Annotated in this window: 15 protein-coding genes; 7 read left to right on the top strand and 8 right to left on the bottom strand. The window is 63.7% G+C overall.

The window, feature by feature from the left end; all coding sequences use genetic code 11:
• Positions 1-55 precede the first annotated feature (55 nt).
• Positions 56-1,546 (top strand): DUF1501 domain-containing protein, encoded by a 1,491-nt coding sequence (locus SH412_RS09785; protein WP_336523329.1) that lies wholly within the window; start codon positions 56-58, stop codon positions 1,544-1,546.
• 70 nt (positions 1,547-1,616) lie between these two features.
• Here SH412_RS09785 and SH412_RS09780 read toward each other — a convergent pair whose 3' ends face one another.
• Together SH412_RS09780 and SH412_RS09775 are read right to left on the bottom strand one after the other, a co-directional pair.
• Positions 1,617-2,063, bottom strand: a complete 447-nt coding sequence (locus SH412_RS09780) for a hypothetical protein (protein WP_336523328.1) — start codon at positions 2,061-2,063, stop codon at positions 1,617-1,619.
• 166 nt (positions 2,064-2,229) lie between these two features.
• On the bottom strand, positions 2,230-3,225 hold the full coding sequence (locus tag SH412_RS09775) for a DUF1559 domain-containing protein (RefSeq protein ID WP_336523327.1): 996 nt from the start codon (positions 3,223-3,225) through the stop codon (positions 2,230-2,232).
• Between the two features lie 529 nt (positions 3,226-3,754).
• On the opposite strand from SH412_RS09775, the gene SH412_RS09770 reads away from it, so the two are divergent.
• Together SH412_RS09770 and SH412_RS09765 are read left to right on the top strand one after the other, a co-directional pair.
• The gene (locus SH412_RS09770; RefSeq protein ID WP_336523326.1) at positions 3,755-4,864 is read left to right on the top strand and encodes a Gfo/Idh/MocA family protein; all 1,110 of its coding nucleotides are present in this window, start codon (positions 3,755-3,757) and stop codon (positions 4,862-4,864) included.
• A gap of 224 nt (positions 4,865-5,088) precedes the next feature.
• Positions 5,089-5,859, top strand: coding sequence for an HpcH/HpaI aldolase family protein (locus SH412_RS09765; RefSeq protein WP_336523325.1), 771 nt, complete (start codon positions 5,089-5,091; stop codon positions 5,857-5,859).
• A gap of 85 nt (positions 5,860-5,944) precedes the next feature.
• On the opposite strand, the gene SH412_RS09760 is transcribed toward SH412_RS09765, so the two are convergent.
• From SH412_RS09760 to SH412_RS09750, 3 genes are all read right to left on the bottom strand, one after another.
• On the bottom strand, positions 5,945-7,495 hold the full coding sequence (locus SH412_RS09760; RefSeq protein WP_336523324.1) for a sialate O-acetylesterase: 1,551 nt from the start codon (positions 7,493-7,495) through the stop codon (positions 5,945-5,947).
• A gap of 155 nt (positions 7,496-7,650) precedes the next feature.
• Positions 7,651-8,685 carry a DUF1559 domain-containing protein gene (locus SH412_RS09755; protein ID WP_336523323.1) on the bottom strand — a complete coding sequence of 345 codons (1,035 nt, stop codon included), beginning with the start codon at positions 8,683-8,685 and terminating at the stop codon, positions 7,651-7,653.
• A 287-nt stretch (positions 8,686-8,972) separates the two neighbouring features.
• Entirely contained in the window at positions 8,973-9,611 is a 639-nt protein-coding gene (locus SH412_RS09750) for a hypothetical protein (RefSeq protein WP_336523322.1), read from the bottom strand.
• 269 nt (positions 9,612-9,880) lie between these two features.
• Here SH412_RS09750 and SH412_RS09745 point away from each other — a divergent pair, with 269 nt between their 5' ends.
• Both SH412_RS09745 and cls read left to right on the top strand, forming a co-directional pair.
• Positions 9,881-10,885 (top strand): NHL repeat-containing protein, encoded by a 1,005-nt coding sequence (locus tag SH412_RS09745; RefSeq protein ID WP_336523321.1) that lies wholly within the window; start codon positions 9,881-9,883, stop codon positions 10,883-10,885.
• A 45-nt stretch (positions 10,886-10,930) separates the two neighbouring features.
• Positions 10,931-12,388 carry a cardiolipin synthase gene (cls, locus tag SH412_RS09740; protein WP_336523320.1) on the top strand — a complete coding sequence of 486 codons (1,458 nt, stop codon included), beginning with the start codon at positions 10,931-10,933 and terminating at the stop codon, positions 12,386-12,388.
• An 18-nt stretch (positions 12,389-12,406) separates the two neighbouring features.
• Here cls and SH412_RS09735 read toward each other — a convergent pair whose 3' ends face one another.
• Positions 12,407-14,062 (bottom strand): serine/threonine-protein kinase, encoded by a 1,656-nt coding sequence (locus SH412_RS09735; protein ID WP_336523319.1) that lies wholly within the window; start codon positions 14,060-14,062, stop codon positions 12,407-12,409.
• A 134-nt stretch (positions 14,063-14,196) separates the two neighbouring features.
• On the opposite strand from SH412_RS09735, the gene SH412_RS09730 reads away from it, so the two are divergent.
• Positions 14,197-14,586, top strand: coding sequence for a sirohydrochlorin chelatase (locus SH412_RS09730; RefSeq protein ID WP_336523318.1), 390 nt, complete (start codon positions 14,197-14,199; stop codon positions 14,584-14,586).
• Between the two features lie 9 nt (positions 14,587-14,595).
• On the opposite strand, the gene SH412_RS09725 is transcribed toward SH412_RS09730, so the two are convergent.
• The gene (locus SH412_RS09725; protein WP_336523317.1) at positions 14,596-15,450 is read right to left on the bottom strand and encodes a FliM/FliN family flagellar motor switch protein; all 855 of its coding nucleotides are present in this window, start codon (positions 15,448-15,450) and stop codon (positions 14,596-14,598) included.
• Between the two features lie 295 nt (positions 15,451-15,745).
• On the opposite strand from SH412_RS09725, the gene SH412_RS09720 reads away from it, so the two are divergent.
• A complete protein-coding gene (locus SH412_RS09720) occupies positions 15,746-16,867 on the top strand; it encodes a hypothetical protein (protein ID WP_336523316.1) in 1,122 nt (373 codons plus the stop codon).
• A 73-nt stretch (positions 16,868-16,940) separates the two neighbouring features.
• Here SH412_RS09720 and SH412_RS09715 read toward each other — a convergent pair whose 3' ends face one another.
• Entirely contained in the window at positions 16,941-17,645 is a 705-nt protein-coding gene (locus SH412_RS09715; RefSeq protein WP_336523315.1) for a response regulator, read from the bottom strand.
• Positions 17,646-17,780 lie beyond the last annotated feature (135 nt).

Genomic DNA, 17,780 nt, shown 5'->3' with positions numbered 1-17,780 from the left:
GATCGCGAATCGCTGATCGCTGATCGCCGGAAAAGACGAACGAAGAGGCGACAACATGACTCAATCGGCATTTCCACACGATGGCCGCGTTCCCGTCAGCAGTCGGCGGGAGTTTTTGTGGCAGAGCGGCGGGGGGCTCGGCGGACTGGCGCTGGCGGGGCTGCTGCAGTCCGAAGGGCTGCTGGGGGCCGAAGGCATGCCCGCGGGTCTGCATCATCCCGCCAAAGCCAAGCGGGTCGTCCAGCTCTTCATGGCCGGCGCAGCCAGCCATGTCGATCTGTTCGACTTCAAGCCCGAGCTGGTGAAACGCCACGGTCAGGCGTCGGACTTCGGCGAACCGGTCGAAGCCTTCCAGAACGGCCTCGGCCCCTGGCTGAAGCCGGTGTGGGATTTCCGACCGTACGGCGAGTGCGGAAAGGCGATCAGCGACATCGTCGCCCCGCTGGGAAGCGTCGTCGATGAGCTGGCCTTCATTCACAATCTCGTCGGCAAGACCGGCGTCCACAGCCAGGGGACGCTGCTGCAGGCTACCGGCTTCAACCGGCCGGGGTTTCCCGGAATGGGGAGCTGGATCAGTTACGGCCTCGGGAGTATGAACGAGAATCTGCCGACGTTTGTGGTCCTCCCCGATCATCGCGGATTGGCTTCGAACGGCACCAAGAACTGGGACAGCGCCTTCCTGCCGGCGCAGCACCAAGGGACGACGATCTTCCCCGGAACAGACACGCCGATCGCCGACCTCTTCCCGGCCCGGCAGGGAGACTACATCTCCTCGAAGGGAGACGCCGCCGGGCTGAACGTGCTGGCCCGGCTGAACGCGAAACACGCCGAATCGCGGGCCGATGACGAACGTCTCGAAGCCCGAATCCGGAGCTATGAGCTGGCGGCGAGCATGCAGCTTGCGGCGCCGGAAGCCCTGGACCTCTCCGGGGAACCGCTGCACATTCTCAAGATGTACGGTCTCGATCACATCCCGGCGGAGTTTCCCAAGGAAATCAACGCCCGGGAGGAAACGATTCACTTCGGCCGGAAATGCCTGGTCGCCCGCCGGCTGCTGGAGCGCGGCGTCCGCTTCGTCCAGATCTGGTCCGGCAACGACAATGGCTTCCCCCGGCGGAACTGGGACTCCCACGAGGACATCGAGCGGGATCACGGTCCCCTCGCGGCGGGGATGGCCCACGGGGCCGCGGCGTTGATCCAGGACCTCAAGCAGCGCGGCCTGCTGGAGGACACGCTGATTCTGTGGACGACCGAGTTCGGCCGGATGCCCTCGTCGCAGGGCGGCAGAGGACGGGATCACAACCCGTACGTCTTCACGAACTGGCTCTGCGGCGGCGGGATCAAGGGGGGCGTGTCATACGGCCCCAGCGACGACTTCGGTTACAAGCCGCAGGACCGGCTGCATCCGACGGAGGTTTACGACATCCACGCCACGATGCTGCACCTTCTGGGAATCGATCACACGAAGCTGACGTACCGGAACAACGGCATCGACCGCCGGCTGACCGACGTCCATGGACATCTCATTCGGGAGATTCTGGCATAGCACGAATGTTGGACAGCAAGTGGCGGAGCGAAGCACCGCTGTGGCGGACGCTGAAATCGCGGGCTGTTTTCTATTCTTTATCCAGCTCGAACGCGACCTCGTATTGCTCCCCCGTGATCTCCGCTTTGAGCGGGCTGGTGGCCATCGAGCGGTACTTCTGCGGAATGTCCGGCGGCTCCGGCAGCTTCTCGGCATCGTTCACGCCCGGGACGACCACGACCGGCGGCGGCAAGATCGCCACCGTGTAAGTTCCGACGGGGAGACCGACAATCGTTGCCTGACCCGACCCATCGATCTGCCCGCCGCCGGCGTCTCCGGTCTTTGCATTCTGGAAGTCGATCTGCCCCGCAATGACGGGCGTCCCTTCATACATCACGGTCACGACGACGTCGCGCCGCACCTTCGCCGCCCCGGGACCGCCGGTCGCCCCGCAGCCAATCGCCATCAGTCCGACAACGGAATACAGCCCGCATTGCCAGAAAACCTTGACTTTCCGCGACCCAATTCGAGCCAGCATCCGCACCATCCTGTCAGTTCGGGGCTTCGCCCCAGCTCAACGACGTTTGTTTGCAAACTGTTCGCGCCATTGCAGCCCCTTGTGACGGCGGGTTTGTTCCGTCCCATACAGGCGCCATGACAACTTCGGCCGGTAAGTCTTCAGCTAACACGCCGGACGCATCCGCTTAGAACTCGCTGAGCACCATGCCGTCGTTTCGCACGCACAACTGGCGGAGCGTCAGGAAATCGACGTTTTCGGAGATAAACCGGGTACTGCCATCCGCCATCAGGGCGTGAATTCCTCCCACGTGTTCCGAGTTCACCACCGTGTTGAAGGAATACTGCGTACTCGCCTGGCTGGGAGCTCCCGCCAGACGATAGGCGTTCGGCGGAAACCGCACCGTGGTGATCCCGGCCGGATACGCAAAACCGGTGATTCCGACCAGCGGAAGCGGAGACGCCGCGGTCCAGCCGGCCGGATAGTTGGCGATGCCGTGCCATCCCCCCAGCGCGTTCGCGCTGTTGTCGATCTTATTCACCTTGCCGGACTGCTCGGCCACGATGATGGTGTTCGAAGTCCCGTCGGTGCAGTCGCGGATGCCTTTGCTTTCCAGCGGAACGAGCAGGCCCGTGTTGCAGCTCGAGGCGCTGTTGAAGACGTCGCCGGTGCAGACGTTGCCCCGGCCGGCAGGATCCGGAGTGGCTCCGCTGATGCCGACGTAATGAATCGTCATCCCTTCGTAGCTGTTGCCGGAGACGTTGGTGAAGCTTGCATTGGTGCTCGACGGACATTCGTACGCCGCAATCTTCAGTCCCCGCAGGACGTTGTTGCCGGAGAAGCCGCGGGGCGGCCCGACCGGGGAGTGGGCGTAGAAGCCGGTGCCGCTGACGTTGATGGTGTTGTAAAGGGGCGCCTGGTCGAGATACGGAAGGATCGCGATCCGCCAGTTGGGGCGCGAGTGCTGGCCCACCGCCATCGGAAAGACGCCGAGGGTGTCGTGGTAGTTGTGCAGCGCCAGACCGAGCTGCTTCATGTTGTTCTTGCACTGCGTCCGCCGGGCGGCTTCGCGGGCCTGCTGCACGGCGGGCAGGAGGAGGGCAATCAAGATCGCGATGATTGCAATGACGACGAGCAACTCGATGAGCGTAAACCCGCGGCGGGCCGGTCTGGCAGAGAACATGTTTTTCGATCCTGAGTTCAAGGCGGTGGGTGAGTCCAGGGCGGGAGAACAAGCGGTGGGCGAACAGTCTAGCGGAAGTTCGGAGCAAACGCCGTCAGATTCCATTTCCCGACGCAAGAAAATCGTGCAGCAGATTCCATTCCGAAGCATGCCGTTTCGCGGAAACATCAGTCTCCGAGCCCCCAGACGCCACTCTACATTTCCAGGCTTTTCCTCACGCAGGCAGTTCGCCTGTTTGACGGCGATCCCTGGAATGTTTTCTGACGATGCCTGGACCTGGCTGCGCACTCGCTCGGCAGGTTTGCACGATTCCGTCGCAATTGTCCGTGGGTTCAATTCGCTCCGGCGCACTACCGTGCCCGAGTGACTTTTTTCGAAGTGCCGGGTGGCTTGGCCGTCCGCCGTCAGGTAGGTTGCATTTCAAGGTCCTGATCCTGGACTCGCGATCTGGCAATGCGTGGCGGATCGCGACGGACCAGTCCAGTTTCGACCTCAGGGCGTCGGCGACACCAGCAGCAGGACACACCACATGGCGAAGACCTATCGCGTCGGCATCATCGGGCGGACGGGCAAAGGGGACTACGGCCACGGCGTTGACGTCGCCTTTACGAAACTCCCCAATGTCGAGATCGTGGCCGTCGCAGACGAACATGAAGCGGGTCGGGCGGCGGCGCAGAAACGAACGAATGCTAACAAGTCCTATGCCAGCTATCGCGACATGCTGGCGGACGAAAAACTTGACATTGTCGCCATCTGTCCCCGCTGGATCGACCAGCATCGGGACATGCTCGTCGCCGCGGCGGAAGCCGGCTGCCACGTCTACATGGAAAAGCCCTTCTGCCGGACGCTCGCCGAGTGCGATGACGTTCTCAACCAACTGGAGATGCGGCATCTGAAACTGGGGATCGCCCACATCAGCCAGTATTCGCCCGTTGTGGACACGGTGAGGTCGCTGCTTCGCAGCGGGGAAATCGGCGACATCCTCGAACTGCGCGCCCGCGGCAAGGAAGACCGTCGGGGCGGCGGCGAAGACCTGTGGGTGCTGGGTTCGCACGTATTCGGTCTGATGCGAACGTTTGCGGGGGCGGACGCGACTTCCTGCACGGCGACGGTATTGCAGAGCGGTCACAAGGTCACGAAAGCCGATGTCGTGGAGGGCGCTGAGGGGATCGGGCCGCTGGCGGGGGACAATCTCCAGGCCCGGTACGCGTTCCCGAGCGGAGCCTTCGGCCATTTCGCCTCCCGGCGGGGTATGGGGGGCAGCCCCACGCGGTTCGCCATCCAGGTCTTTGGCTCGAAGGGAGTTCTTGAGATGGAGAGCGGCTATCTGGCGCCGGCCTACATCCTGCGGGACAGCAGTTGGTCGCCGGGGCGGACCGGGAAATCGTGGGAAAAGGTGACGTCGGCGGGCATCGGCAAGCCCGAGCCGCGGACGGACGGCAGTTACGAAGGGGGCCACATCGCCGCCATCAACGATCTGATCGACGCGATCGAACGCCAGCGAGCGACGCGTTGCTCGGCGGAAGATGCGCGGGCGATCATCCAGATGATTGCAGCCGTGTTTGAGTCGCACCGCTTCGGCGGCCCGGTCGACCTGCCGCTGAAGGCGCGCGAGAATCCGTTGACGCTGATGACGTAGAGAGCGGAAAGCGAAGAGCTGAAGGCGGAAAGCCAGAGCTTTGTCAGTGGTCAGTGGTCCGTTGTCACTGCCCACCTGCCGTGCGAAGCGCCAGTCTCTCTGACTCTCAACGACCTGACCTTCGACATTCCGCCTTCGTCATTCGACAATTCTTCTCTGCGGCCTCTGCGTTCTGCTCTGCGACTCTGCGAGAAATCTTCCTCTTCTGAAGACAGGTCACCTTGATGAACGCAAAAACGCTCAAGGAAAAACTTGTTCGTGGCGAGCGAGTGTTCGGGATGCTGATTCAGCATGCTGTGACGCCGGCGATGGTCGACTTTCTGCCAGTCGGCGCGCTCGACTTTGTGATCGTGACCGCCGAGCACAATGCGCTCGATATCGCCGATTTTCTGCCGTTGCGGTATGCCCTGGCGGCGAAAGGGATCGCCTGCCTGGCGCGGACGCACAGTCGCGATCCGGACGACGTCAGCAAGGTCTGCGATTCGTTCGACGGCGTCGTGGTCCCGTATGTGGAAGACGTCGAGCAGGCCAAGCGGCTGGCGGCTGCGGCTGTGTACCGACCGCTGAAGGGGAAGGCGCTGGAGCAGGTGCTGGCGGGCGGGGCGTGGCCGAGCAAGAAGACGCAGGACTACGTCGCCCACGAGCGATGTCCCGACACGGTCTTCATTCCGATGATTGAATCGGTCGAAGGGGTCAACAATCTCGACGCGATCTGCTCGATTCCAGGGGTGCATGCGGTGTTCGTCGGGCCGAATGACCTGACGGTCAACATGGGAATTCCGAACGAGTACGACCATCCCGACTTGATTGCGATGCTGCAGAAGGTGATCGACACCTCGGCGAAATACCACGTCGCCGCGGGCTGCTGGTTCGGCAAGCGGGAGCAGGCCCTGCGGACGATGCGCCAGGGCGCCCGGCTGGTGGTCTACTCGAACGATGCGTCGCTGCTCAAGGAAGCGATTGACAGCTCATTCACCGAATTGCGGCAGGGATAGTGAATCCGGCGAACAACAAAGAACCCCGCGCCGCCAATTGACGACGCGGGGTGCGAACTGCAGTCAGATTTGTCGGACAGGCGGCTTACGGAGCTGCATTGACCGCGTCGGTCCAGTTGTCTGAACGGAACGGCGAGGCGGGGAGCCCGGCTCCGTTGGCGAGATTGGGCTCGGCGAGCTGGTGCCAGCCGAAGCGGACGGCGACCGGTTTGGCGACGCCCTCGGCGCTGACGATGACCGTGTCCCCCTCGATCTTCGCCGTTGCTTTGACAAACTTCTTGTCGTCGCCGGCGATCGACCACCACGACAGGTCTTTCCCGTCGCGGGACTTGAGTCCTGCCGCGTGATCGAACGAGACGACGATCTTGTCGCCATCGGCCTTGATCGACTTGAAGAGCGGGCCGGAGTAGACGAGATCCGGCTTGCCGTAGGTCTTTGCCAGCGCCCACAGGGCGAGCCGACGGCCGACTTCCTGTTTGTTGGGCGGGTGGATGTCGTTGAGGGTCGTGATATCCGTCAGGACCGCCATGCCGGTGTTCTTGATACCCAACGTCGCCGTCTGAGCTTCCCAGATGCCGGGCAGCCGCGTGGGATCGCCGCCGTAGTTGAACGGAGCGAGCTGGGCGAAGAGGAACGGGAAGTCGCGGTTTCCTTCCTGGTTCCAGACCTGCCGCCAGCCTTCGATCAGGCCCCGCTTGAGCTGGTAGTAGTGCATCCCCTGGCCGTTGTTCGATTCCCCCTGATACCAGAGGAAGCCACGGATGCCGAATGGAACGATCGGATGAATCATCCCGTTGTACAAGCCGGTCCAGTGGTAGTTCGTATTGAGCGGGTGGCCCGGCGGAACGGGGGGCTTCGGCAGGGGCTCGCCCGGCTTGGCGGCGTTCAAGGCTTTGGCGTAAGCCTTGATGGCGTCATTCGTGCCGGCCAGCGCCTGTCCGTAGCCGTCGAGGGCGGCGAGCATCTGGGCCTTTTCGTCGGCCAGTTCGGGGATGGCGGTGTAGCCCTGCGGCGGAATCCAGGGCTGGATGCGCGTCCCGCCCCAGGCGGTCGTGATCAGGCCGACCGGAACGTCAAGCTTCTGGTGAATCTCGCGTCCGAAGAAGTAGAGAACGGCCGAGGAGGGGCCGACCGTCTGCGGCGAACACTCCACCCACTGAGCCACGACGTTTTCCGCGGGAGTTCCGGCTGGAACGAGCGGGATCATGAACAGGCGGATCTTGGGAAACTTCGCGTTGGCGATTTCTTCCTGAGCATTCATCGTCGAGTTGACGGACCATTGCATGTTGGACTGGCCGGAACCGGCCCAGACTTCGCCGACGAGGATGTTCGAGATCTTGATCTCGTTCTTCCCCTTGACGGTCATCTCGTGAGGCCCGCCTGCGGTTGCCACCGCGGGCAGCGTCACTTTCCACTTGCCGGCGCCATCGGCCTTGGCCGTGACGGTGTTTGCGCCGAACGTGACGGAGACGTCTTCGCCGGCGTCGGCCCAGCCCCAGATCGGGAGGGGGACGTCCTTCTGCAGGACCATGTTGTTGCCGATCACCGCCGGCAATCGGACGTTGGCCTGGGCGGCGGAGAGCCCTGCCAGCAGAACCACGGCGGCCACCCACAGACTTCGCTGCACAAACCTCATGCTGCTGCACTCCCGGAGACCTGGACGGATCGAGCGATGCGCATCGCATCAGCGGCCGGCGATTCTAATGCAGACGCGACGTCGCTGCATGCGTCCGTTCGAGAATCCCGCGGTTCAGCGATTGGGATCAATGTCTGGACGGACTGGCCGCACCGTCAAAACTCTCCGAGCACCTCGCCGCCCTGCTTCGAGCCCAGGGCCTGCCAGAGGACGTAATCCACGTTCTCGCTGACGAACCGCGTCGATCCGTCGCACATCAGAACATGAACGCCGCCGATGTGCCGGCTGCGGGCGGCAGTCAGCCCGGCGTTGTGGCTGTTGTTCCCGCAGTCGAACCGGTGGGAGTTCGGCGTCAGACCGTGATTGTAGAGCGTGTCACCGAAGTGCCCGTTCATCCATTTGGCGCCCCGGATGCCGGCCCAGGATCCGGCAGCGCCAACAACACAGTTCACAGGGCTGGGATCGGTGCCGGTAATCGTGTCGTTCTGGGCCGCCGTCAGATTCAACACCTGCAATGCCGGATTGACGGGAGGAGTGCTGGCGGGGATTGAGCCTGCGCCGTCTCCCCCGATCGCAGAGCCGTTCCCGAGGATCTGTTCGCCGAAGGCGACGGTATTTGACATTCCGTCGGTGATGGCGGCGAATTTGACGACTCCCAGCAGTTTGACATCCATCATCACGCCGTCTCCCTTGCGGATATAACGGGCGGCGGCGTTGGCGCCGCTGCCGGTGCAGGCGACGTAGTTCGTGCAGGCGTACGAATTCCCGGGGACGCTCCCCAGATCGCTCGGGCAGAGGTACATCGGAATCACGGTCATTGCTGCGACGACGTTCTGCGAGTAGGGGACCACCGGCGGCTCGACGAACGTCGGCTTCGTATTGAAATCGATCAGGTTGTAGAGACTGGCTCCGTCCATGTAGGGGAGGATCGCGGCGTGGGCCGAGAAGACCATCGGGTAGCCGACGCGGCCCGGCGGGAAGCTCATGTGACTCGATTCGTAGTTGTGGAGCGCCAGACCGATCTGCTTGAGATTGTTCTTGCACTGCGTCCGCCGGGCAGCCTCGCGAGCCTGTTGCACCGCGGGCAGGAGCAGGGCGATCAGGATGGCGATGATCGCGATGACCACCAGCAGTTCGATCAGCGTGAAGCCGCGGAAATCACGGCGCGAGAGGGAGGAATGGCGGGGCATGAAAGAAACCTCTCTCGGACATTTGCGGTGAGAACGGAACGCGCCGACGGGTTTCGTCGGGGTTCACGGAACATATGCGTCTGATGCCTCGCGACTCGTGCGTGGCCGTGCGGCGCGTGATGGCACGCTCACAAGGAGTCAAATGACCGAACTTGTGGAGAGCGATCCCTCGAAATCCTGTGAGCGTGCGAGCAGGCGTCGCACAGGCCGCCAGACCAATCAGCCTTCAGCCGGGGCCGAAAATGTCCGACGAAGTTGCAACTGGCGCGAAGTCAGGCCCGTGCAGATCAAACTGCAGCCCGCCGTGGCGGCGGCACAGGGGGGCGATGTGAAAGAGAGTCGGCGAACTCAGAGTCCGGCACGACTCGTCGCGCGACAGGCGCCATCGGGAGCGAGGGTGTCGACGCGAGCGGCATCATCCCGGCGGGAACGATCGCCAGCGACCAGTCCCGCCCTTGGCACTGCCCCGCCAGTGCGCCGATGACAATCTTCGCCGGAGCCAGCGTTTCCGCGCTCCTGCTCTTCGCGGCAACGCGGACCGATCGTTTGGAATTGCGAGACTGCGTGGCGCGGTTATGAATGGTCCGCTGCGGCAACGGCCGACTGATCACGGCGGGAGTCGGCGTGCTGCAGCAGACGTGCCGGGCTGTTTCCGCCGCCCGCTGCTCTTCGCGCCGCGCGGCCGTCACCACTTCTTCAGGAACTGCAACCCGATTCTGCTGCGCCCACGCCACCTTCTGGGCATTGGAAAAGCAGCAGCACTTCTGCCAGCACTGCTGCGCGGAACGGCAGCCGCAGGGTCGGTTCTGACAGGGAAAGGGCTGCGAGCGATCTTTCTGGACATCCCCGCCGGAGGGGAGCGGCAGCGGGAACGAGACGGCGACGAACGGCAACAACGCGATCAGGCCCAGCAGCCTGCGCGTCATCCGTCGGCCAGATGTCGTCCGCCAGAGACCCATTTGAAGCTCTCGCGTCGCCTCCCGAGGGGGACGTCGGTTCCTCAGTGGGGCTCGCTCTCCACGAACGTATCGTAACGACGCAAACCGGCGCCTGCCAGTCGCAGGATGCCGGTTTCTCACGGCCATGCGGACTGCGACTTCGTCGCGATTCGATGCGGCCGGCGGCAATCCCGATGTGGTATGCTCTGCGATTCGAAACCCGCCCGCCAGACGTTCGACCTCCGGAGTTCTGCATCATGCGCGCCCGGTCCCTTGCGCTACCGGTTTCATGGCCGGCATTGCTGCTCGGCCTGTTTCTGGCCTGCGGGGGAGCGGCGCCGAGTGACGCGCAGGAACCCGACGCTGGCAGGTTGGAGGCGGTCCGGGCGTGGGGGCAGGAGGGAACCGGCGACGGAGACTTTCATTCGCCCATCGGCATCGCAATCGACGCTCACGACGTGATCTACGTTACGGAGTTCAAGAACAACCGGATTCAGCGGTTCGACCGGGATGGCAAGTTTCTCGGCAAGTTTGCCGTGGACGAGATGCCGGGGGGGATTGCCGTCGACCGCCGGGGAGAAATCTACGTCGCCCCGATGATGAAGCACAAAATCTGCGTCTACGGCCAAGATGGAACTTTGCTGCGTGAGTGGGGGCAGAAGGGGACGGCGGACGGCGAGCTGGACCAGCCGGGGGGGATCGCCATTGGTCTCGACGATACCGTCTATGTCGCCGACCAGGTCAATCGGCGAATTCAGGCCTACTCGCGGGACGGCAAGTTCCTCCGCAAATGGGGCGAATATGGCACCGAGCCCGGCCAGTTTGATGGCGTCGAAAAACTTCCCAATCGGACCGGCGGCCCGAACTTTGTCGCCATTGATCGAGAAGGGCAGGTCTGGACGACCGAAGCGGCGCTCGGCCGGATCCAGAAGTTCTCAGCCGACGGAAAGCCGCTGTTCGCCTTCGGCAGCAACTCGACTGAGCCCGGCGGATTTGGCGGGCGTCCGAAAAATCTGCCTGGGCCGATCGCGGTGCTGGCGGACCCGCTGCAGCGGGTCTGGGTTTCGTCCACCAATCATCGCGTGCAAGCGTTCTCCACAGCAGGCGAACTGCTCTATGGTTTTGAGTCTCTCGATCCAGGCGACGCGCTCGGTCAGTTTCACACGCCGCACGGCCTGGCGATGGACAGCGCAGGATTCCTGTACGTCGTTGACACCCAGAATCATCGGATTCAAAAGGTCCGCGTTCCCGGCGGCAAGTAGCATCCGCGTCGCGCGCTCAGCGCGATGCCTGACGAGGACAGCAGTTTGACCGATTCAACGTGGCTGGCCGTCATGATCTTCGTGATCGACTGGCTGATCCGCCTCGGCCTGTCCGTCCGTGTGATCGTGCGCCGGTTACCGGTCGGAACGTCGCTGGCCTGGCTGTTCGTGCTGCTGGCGACGCCCCTCCTGGGTGTGCTCGCCTACCTGCTAATCGGCGAACTGCGGCTGGGAAGCCGACGAGCGCGGATGGCGGCGAAGCTCGCCCCGCTGTATCAGGCCTGGTGCGAAGAGCTGCAGGCCCGGTCTCACGTCGACTGGGAAGTCGCCGGACGGGAGGCCGAACCCGTGGCCCAGCTCGTGCAGGCCTCTCTCGGACTGCCGCCGCAATCCGGCAATGCCTTCACGCTGTTGGGCCGCTGGGACGAGGCGCTCGACGCAATCATTCGAGACATCGACGCCGCCCGGCGGTCGTGCCATCTGGCGTTCTATATCTGGAATGCGGGAGGCAAGGCGGACGAGGTCGCCGAAGCCCTGCTGCGGGCGGCGGCCCGCGGCGTCTCCTGTCTGCTGTTGCTGGATGACGTCGGCAGCCGACCGTTCCTGCGCGGTCCGTGGCCGGTGCGATTGCGCGCCGCCGGAATTCAGGTCGTCGCGGCGCTTCCGGCCAGCTTCTGGCGACTCCCCTTCACGCGGTTCGACCTGCGGCTGCACCGCAAGCTGGTCCTCGTGGACTGCAAAGTCGCCTATACCGGCAGCCTGAACCTCGTCGATCCGCGGCACTTCAAACAGAACGCCGGCGTCGGCCAGTGGGTCGACGCGATGGTCCGCGTGCGCGGGCCGGTCGTTGAGCCGCTGGCAATTCTGTTCCTGAGCGACTGGGCCTTCGCCACCGAAATCGCCGACGAACGTCTCCGCGAGGTGAGCGACGTCCATCCGGTCCGTCCCGCCGGCAGCGCCGCCATGCAGGTGATCCCCTCGGGGCCCGGGCTGGAAGGGGGACGAGTCGACCAGGTCCTGCTGACGACGATCTATCGCGCCCGCAACCGGATCGTTCTGACCAGTCCCTATTTCATTCCGCACGAACCGCTCCTGGCGGCGCTCATCGGCGCCGCTCAGCGGGGCGTCGCCGTCGAGCTCGTCATCCCGGAGCGGGTCGATTCCTGGCTGGCCCACAACGCGGGGCGGGCGTTTCTGCGCGATCTGCTGGCCGCCGGCGTACGGGTCCACCTATTTCGGGGCGGCCTGCTGCACACCAAGTCGGTGCTGGTCGACGACACTTGGGGACTGTTCGGCTCGTTGAATCTGGACCCGCGGAGCCTGTTTCTGAACTTTGAGCTGACGCTGGCGATCTATGACCGCGAGTTTTCCAGGGAACTCAACCGGCTGCAGGTCAGCTACATCGCCCAGAGCCGACCGCTCGAACTGGCCGAATGCCTGAGCCAGTCCTTTCCCCAACGGCTGATCCAGGACACGGCCCGCCTGCTGGAGCCGTTGCTGTAGAATTCCTTGAGCGTCTGCCTACTTCTTGTCGTTCCCCGTCTTCGAGCCCCCGTCCAGCATCTGCAGCCGGAGCCGGGCGATGGCCACCCACTCGCCAGCCGTCGGATGCAACTGATACAGCTCGATCACGCTCTTCCAGATCTGCTGCGCCCGCTCGGGGTCCTCCTGGGCCACCGCATCCGCAGCCTGGAGAATCCGTTTGAGGTATGCCTCGACGTCGGACGCCTCGGCGAGCTGAGTCTGCAGCATGTCGCTCCAGCGCGTCGCCAGTTTGCGCAACGGTTCGCTCTGATCGTCCGCCTCCAGCAGCGGGCGGACCTCGTTCAGCAGACGGTACGCGCCGGGCAGGTCGCCCGCATCCCAGCGGCTGCGAACCTGGCCTAGCCAGCGCTCGGGTTCGGACGCCTTCGTTCTGGCCCCGGAACGCCGGCGATTCGTGACCCGGCTCTCAGCTTCGTACAACGCGATGTCATCGAGGTAATTCGAGACCTGCGGCTTCCATCGCTCGGGATCTTCCTCGATCAGCGGCAGAAAGTAATCGTTGCGGGCCTGCAGCCATTCGCGCCCCGGAGGCTGCTCCATCAGCTTGACGCCGCGGGCGAACCGCTGCTCGGAGTTCAGCTCGCGACCGCGGAGCGTATAGATCCCTCCCGCCACGAGCAACGCGAGCAACCCCAGCAGCACCCAGAGATTGTTGAACAGCCCGTGCAGTCCGTCCGTCCGCGCGTCCCGCGAGAGCTCTCCCCGAATGACATCCCGCATCAGCGTCGCGCCGACAATCTGTTCGCCGCCTCCCGCCAGCCGGGTCTCCCCATCCGACAGGGGCGCCTCCAGGCTGTCCTGGCTTTTCTGCAATTCCACCTTGGCGACAATCTCCTGTAGGCGCTTCGAAACGACGTAGGCGTCGGGAGGCCGCTTTTCCGGATCCTTCTCCAGCATCTGGCAGACCAGCTCATCCAGCCACGACGGAAGTTCCGGCACAAAATTCCGCGGGCGGTCGAACTGTCCGAACTGATGCTTCTTCAGGACTTCAATCGCGCTCTCGCCCGAAAACGGCGGTCGACCGGTGAGCATGACATACATCACCGCCCCCAGCGAGTAGAGATCGCTCCGTCGGCTGGCCCGCTTTCCCTGGGCCTGCTCGGGGGACATGTACTCGGCGGTTCCGATAATTCCCCCCGTCACGGTCAGTCGCGAGGCTGCAAAAACCTGAGCGACCCCGAAGTCGCTCAGCTTGATGGTCCGGTCTGCCGAGATCAGCAGATTCGAGGGCTTCAGGTCGCGGTGAATGATTCCCGCATCGTGGGCCGCTTTGAGCGCGGCGCACATCTGGAGCGTCATCGCAATCACTTCGCGCCACGGCAGCCGGCGTTCGCGCTTGAGCAGGTCGGTCAGCGTTTCCCCGTCGACGTACTCCATCGCATAGTAGTACGTTCCATCGTCGGCGCCGTCGTCGTAGAGCTGCACGATATGCGGACTCTTGAGCTGGCGCAGAGCCTCGACCTCCCGCTGGAAGCGGACGACGAAACCCTCCTCCCGCGCCATCGCCGCCGGAAGCACCTTCACCGCCGCCAGGTAGCCCGCGTCACGGTGACGTCCCAGGTAGACGCTCCCCATGCCCCCGGTTCCCAGGAGGCGTTCCAGGTGGTAAGGCCCGATGCGTTCGGGAGTCATGGCGCTGACCGAAGGGAAGTGAGGAAGTCGAAATCCGGGGCGAGGCGGCCCTGTCACACTGCGGGTGATCTGCAACAATAGGGAAACCCGCCGGGCGCGTCGAGTCCCGGCAATCCCTGCCGCCGGAATGTGTGATGCCTGAATCGGCCGCTGACTCTACCGCCGTCCTGTTGATCGCTCACGGCAGCCGCCGGGCGGCCGCCAACGCGGATCTTCTGCAGCTTGCGAGCGACATCGCCCGCCAGGGGGCCTACGCGATCGTCGAGACCGCGTTCCTGGAATTGGCGGAGCCGGATATTCCGGCCGGCGGACGCCGCTGCATCGCCCGCGGAGCCCGGCGGGTCCTGATGCTTCCCTACTTTCTTTCTGCCGGCGTCCATGTCTCCAGCGACCTGGAAGAGCATCGACAGACGCTGGTTGCGGAGTTCCCCGCGGCGCAGTTCATCCTCTGCCCGCATCTGGGACTGCACCCGCTGATGACCCGGATCGTTCTCGACCGGCTGCAGGAAGGTCAGTCGCCCTGAATTCGCGTTTCAGGTGTCGATCACCTTGCCGGGACGAACCCTGACCGCCCCGACCTGATTGATCTTGATCCCGAAGTTTTCGCCGATCTTCACCGCTTCGCCGCGACAGTACAGCGAGTTGTTGACGTACAGATCGAGCAGATCTTCGCAGGACTTGTTGAAGGTGATCAGCGCGCCCGGAGTGATCGACAGCATCTGGCCCATCGGAATCCGTTTTTCCGCCAGCAACACGCTGATCTGCACCGGCACGCTGCTCAATCGGCCGATCCGACCGGAGGACTTGTCCGTCGGCGCCGCGGCCGGTGACGCGGGACTTGCCGGTCGAGGTTTTTCCGCGGCCGCTGGGGGCGGGGCTTCGCCGGCGAATACCGGAGCCGTCAGGGGCCACACCAGCTTGAGCGTCGTCGACGATGAACCGTCCGGCCGGCGGACGATCAGGTCGAGCGTCGCCGCCCAGTCTTCGGGTTGCATCCGCGCGATAGCCATGACTCCGCTGGGAACGGAAAACGTCGCCGTCTGGCCCGCCTCCAGCTCCTCCGGAAGCATGTTCAGCGACCACTCCATCGCCAAGGTGTCGAGCCGCGACTTTTCGTTTTCTCCAGGTCTCGTGTACCATCCCGGCAGCGGCAGACCCGCAGGGATGATCACCCCCAGCGCCTGGTCGCCGACCGCGATCACGGCCACCGCCCCCGGCCCCTGGAACTCGCTGGCCGCCTCATCCGGCAGCCAGCAGCCCGACTCACCCGCTTCGATCTGCACCGAAAGGTCGAAGCATTGGTTGAGCGACTCCGCCAGACCTGCCAGCGTTTCCTGGCAGCGCTCCAGAATTGCTTCGATATTCTGCTCGGTCAGCGGGTGCGACATGGTCGATCTTTAACGAGACGAGACCAGACGGACCGGATTTCCGGCAATCTGCTCGGCGACGGTGGACTTGCTCTTGAGCCAAAATCGGCCGTCAGAGCCGAAAAACTTCGCCCATTCCGCACGCTGCTCGGCCAGAAACCGGCTTCGCCACCTTTCCGTCTCGATCAGCCACGACCCGAGGGTCTGGGAGGTGTGGGCGGAGTATTCCAATTGTAGCCCGCGAAACCTGTGATAACCTGAATGTTTGGTTCTGTGGGGAGTTTCTCCAACTCCGTTCTGCCTCAGGAAACTCATCATGCAGCGACTCAGGATACTGGCCCTCGCCGCCTCCCTTGTCGGGACGGCCTGCAGCGACTTCACCCACGCTCAGGTCAACGATGGTGTCGGCGGAAGCCTGCTGCAGGGCGGCCCCGGCAAGACTCTCGTCGAAGTCATCCTGATCGCCACACCCGACGGCGGGGCCCAGCAGGCTCAGGACTGGCGGCCGGTCTTCGAGAAAATGAACATCGATCTGCGGATCCGCCAGCCCCTGCTGGATGACAAGCCGGAGATCAAAGAGACCCAGCTCGGTCGGTTGCGGCAGGTCACGGCGATCGGCGTGCTCGACCGCAGCGGCGATCTGACTTTCCCGAATCGGAAGTTCACCCGAGCGGACGGCGAGAAGCTGATTGAGTGGATCAACGAGCTGAAATCGTATGGGGCGCAGGGCACCCCGAAAGGAAAGCCTCTCTGGGGACTCTCCCAGGAACAGTTCGAGCTCGTTCTGAAGAAACTCTCCGCAGCCGCCCCGCCAGGTCTCAACGGCGAGTCGCTCAGCACTGTCATCGGAAGAATGGATTTTCCCGACGATCTTCCGGTCCGGTTCAGCACCGCCGGCGAAGCGGCCGTCCGACGTCTGCCAATGGAGACTCTGACGCTGCACCAGAACGTCGACGGATTCACGGTTGCAACGGCCTTGGCGATCGCGCTCAACGACTGCGGACTCGGATTCCGCCCCAACCGGACTCCCGCCGGGACCCTCGAACTGGTCATCGACGTTCAGAAAGATGGCGAGCTCTGGTGGCCGGTCGGGTGGCCTCTCGAACAGCCGAGGCCGAAAGCGGCCCCCAAACTGTTCGTCATCTCGCCGATTGTGGTCGAAAATCAGCCGCTGGACAACGTGCTCGCCGAAGTGGCTGCAAAGGCCGACCTGCCTCTGCTCTACGATCTGCCCGCCCTCAAAGCGGAAGACATCGATCCCGCCGGAATCCGCGTGACGCATGCCCGCAAACGGCAGGCCTGGATGGCCGTCCTGCCCAACCTCGCGTTTCAGGGAAAGCTGAAGGTCACCCTCTGGCAGGATGAAGTTGGCAAACCGTTCCTGTGGGTCACCACGCTGAAATCTAAACGGACCCTGCCGACCGACGAGGAACAGTAGCCCCGCGAGCTATCCGGCACGGAGCAAATTCACGCAGTGATCGGACCAACAAGCCGTCGCCGTCGTTGGCCGTTCACGAACTGACGGCTTCCGCATTCTCGGCTCGAAACCGGTAGCCGACGCCGCGGACAGTTTCAACGAGATCGGCCAGCGGCCCCATTTTCTGCCGAAGCGAACGGACATGCACGTCGATCGTCCGTTCGAGCGCGTTGGCGTCCTCGCCGCGGCAGCGGTCCATCAGTTCGTTGCGCGCAAACGGACGCCCCGGCGATCGAGCCAGCGTCCACAGCAGACGAAACTCCGTCGGAGTGAGCGGCAGCTCGTCGCCGTCGGCTCGCGCCGTGTGATTGGTCCGGTCGATCTCGATGCCGCAGGTGCTGATCACGTCGCGCGCCGTCTCGCCCCCCGGCCGGCGGAGCAGTGCTTTGATCCGATGGATCAGCGGCTTGATTTTGAACGGTTTGGTGACGTAGTCGTCGGCCCCCATGTTGAAGCCGACGATCTCGTCGACTTCTTCGCTGCGGGCGGTGAGCATCAGAATGCGGACGTTCTGGGTTTTCGGATCGCTGCGAAGCTGCCGGCAGACTTCCAGCCCGTCGATGATTGGAAGCATCAAGTCCAGAATGACGACGTCCGGCTGCTGAAGCTGAGCGCGCCTCAGCCCCTCCTGACCATCCGAGGCGAAGGAAGTCTCAAATCCCTCCTTCTCCAGGTTGTAGGCCAGGACATCCTGCAACGCCTTCTCGTCTTCGACAATCAGGATCCGCGGTTTGCTCATAGCTTCCTCAACCAGCTCTCGAAACGGAATCTGGAGTGAACGGCGTCCTGCGGGCGCATTTTCCACGCAGTCCGACCGCGAAGGTCTGTCAATAATTCCCGGTCGCCGTCTCCGGACCGGGCAGAAACTCTGCCT

The sequence above is a fragment of the Planctellipticum variicoloris genome, assembly GCF_030622045.1.
GTDB classification, from domain to species: domain Bacteria; phylum Planctomycetota; class Planctomycetia; order Planctomycetales; family Planctomycetaceae; genus Planctellipticum; species Planctellipticum variicoloris.
The sequence above is the reverse complement of the archived record's forward strand: the minus strand, read 5'-3'. Positions and strand labels throughout refer to the sequence as shown.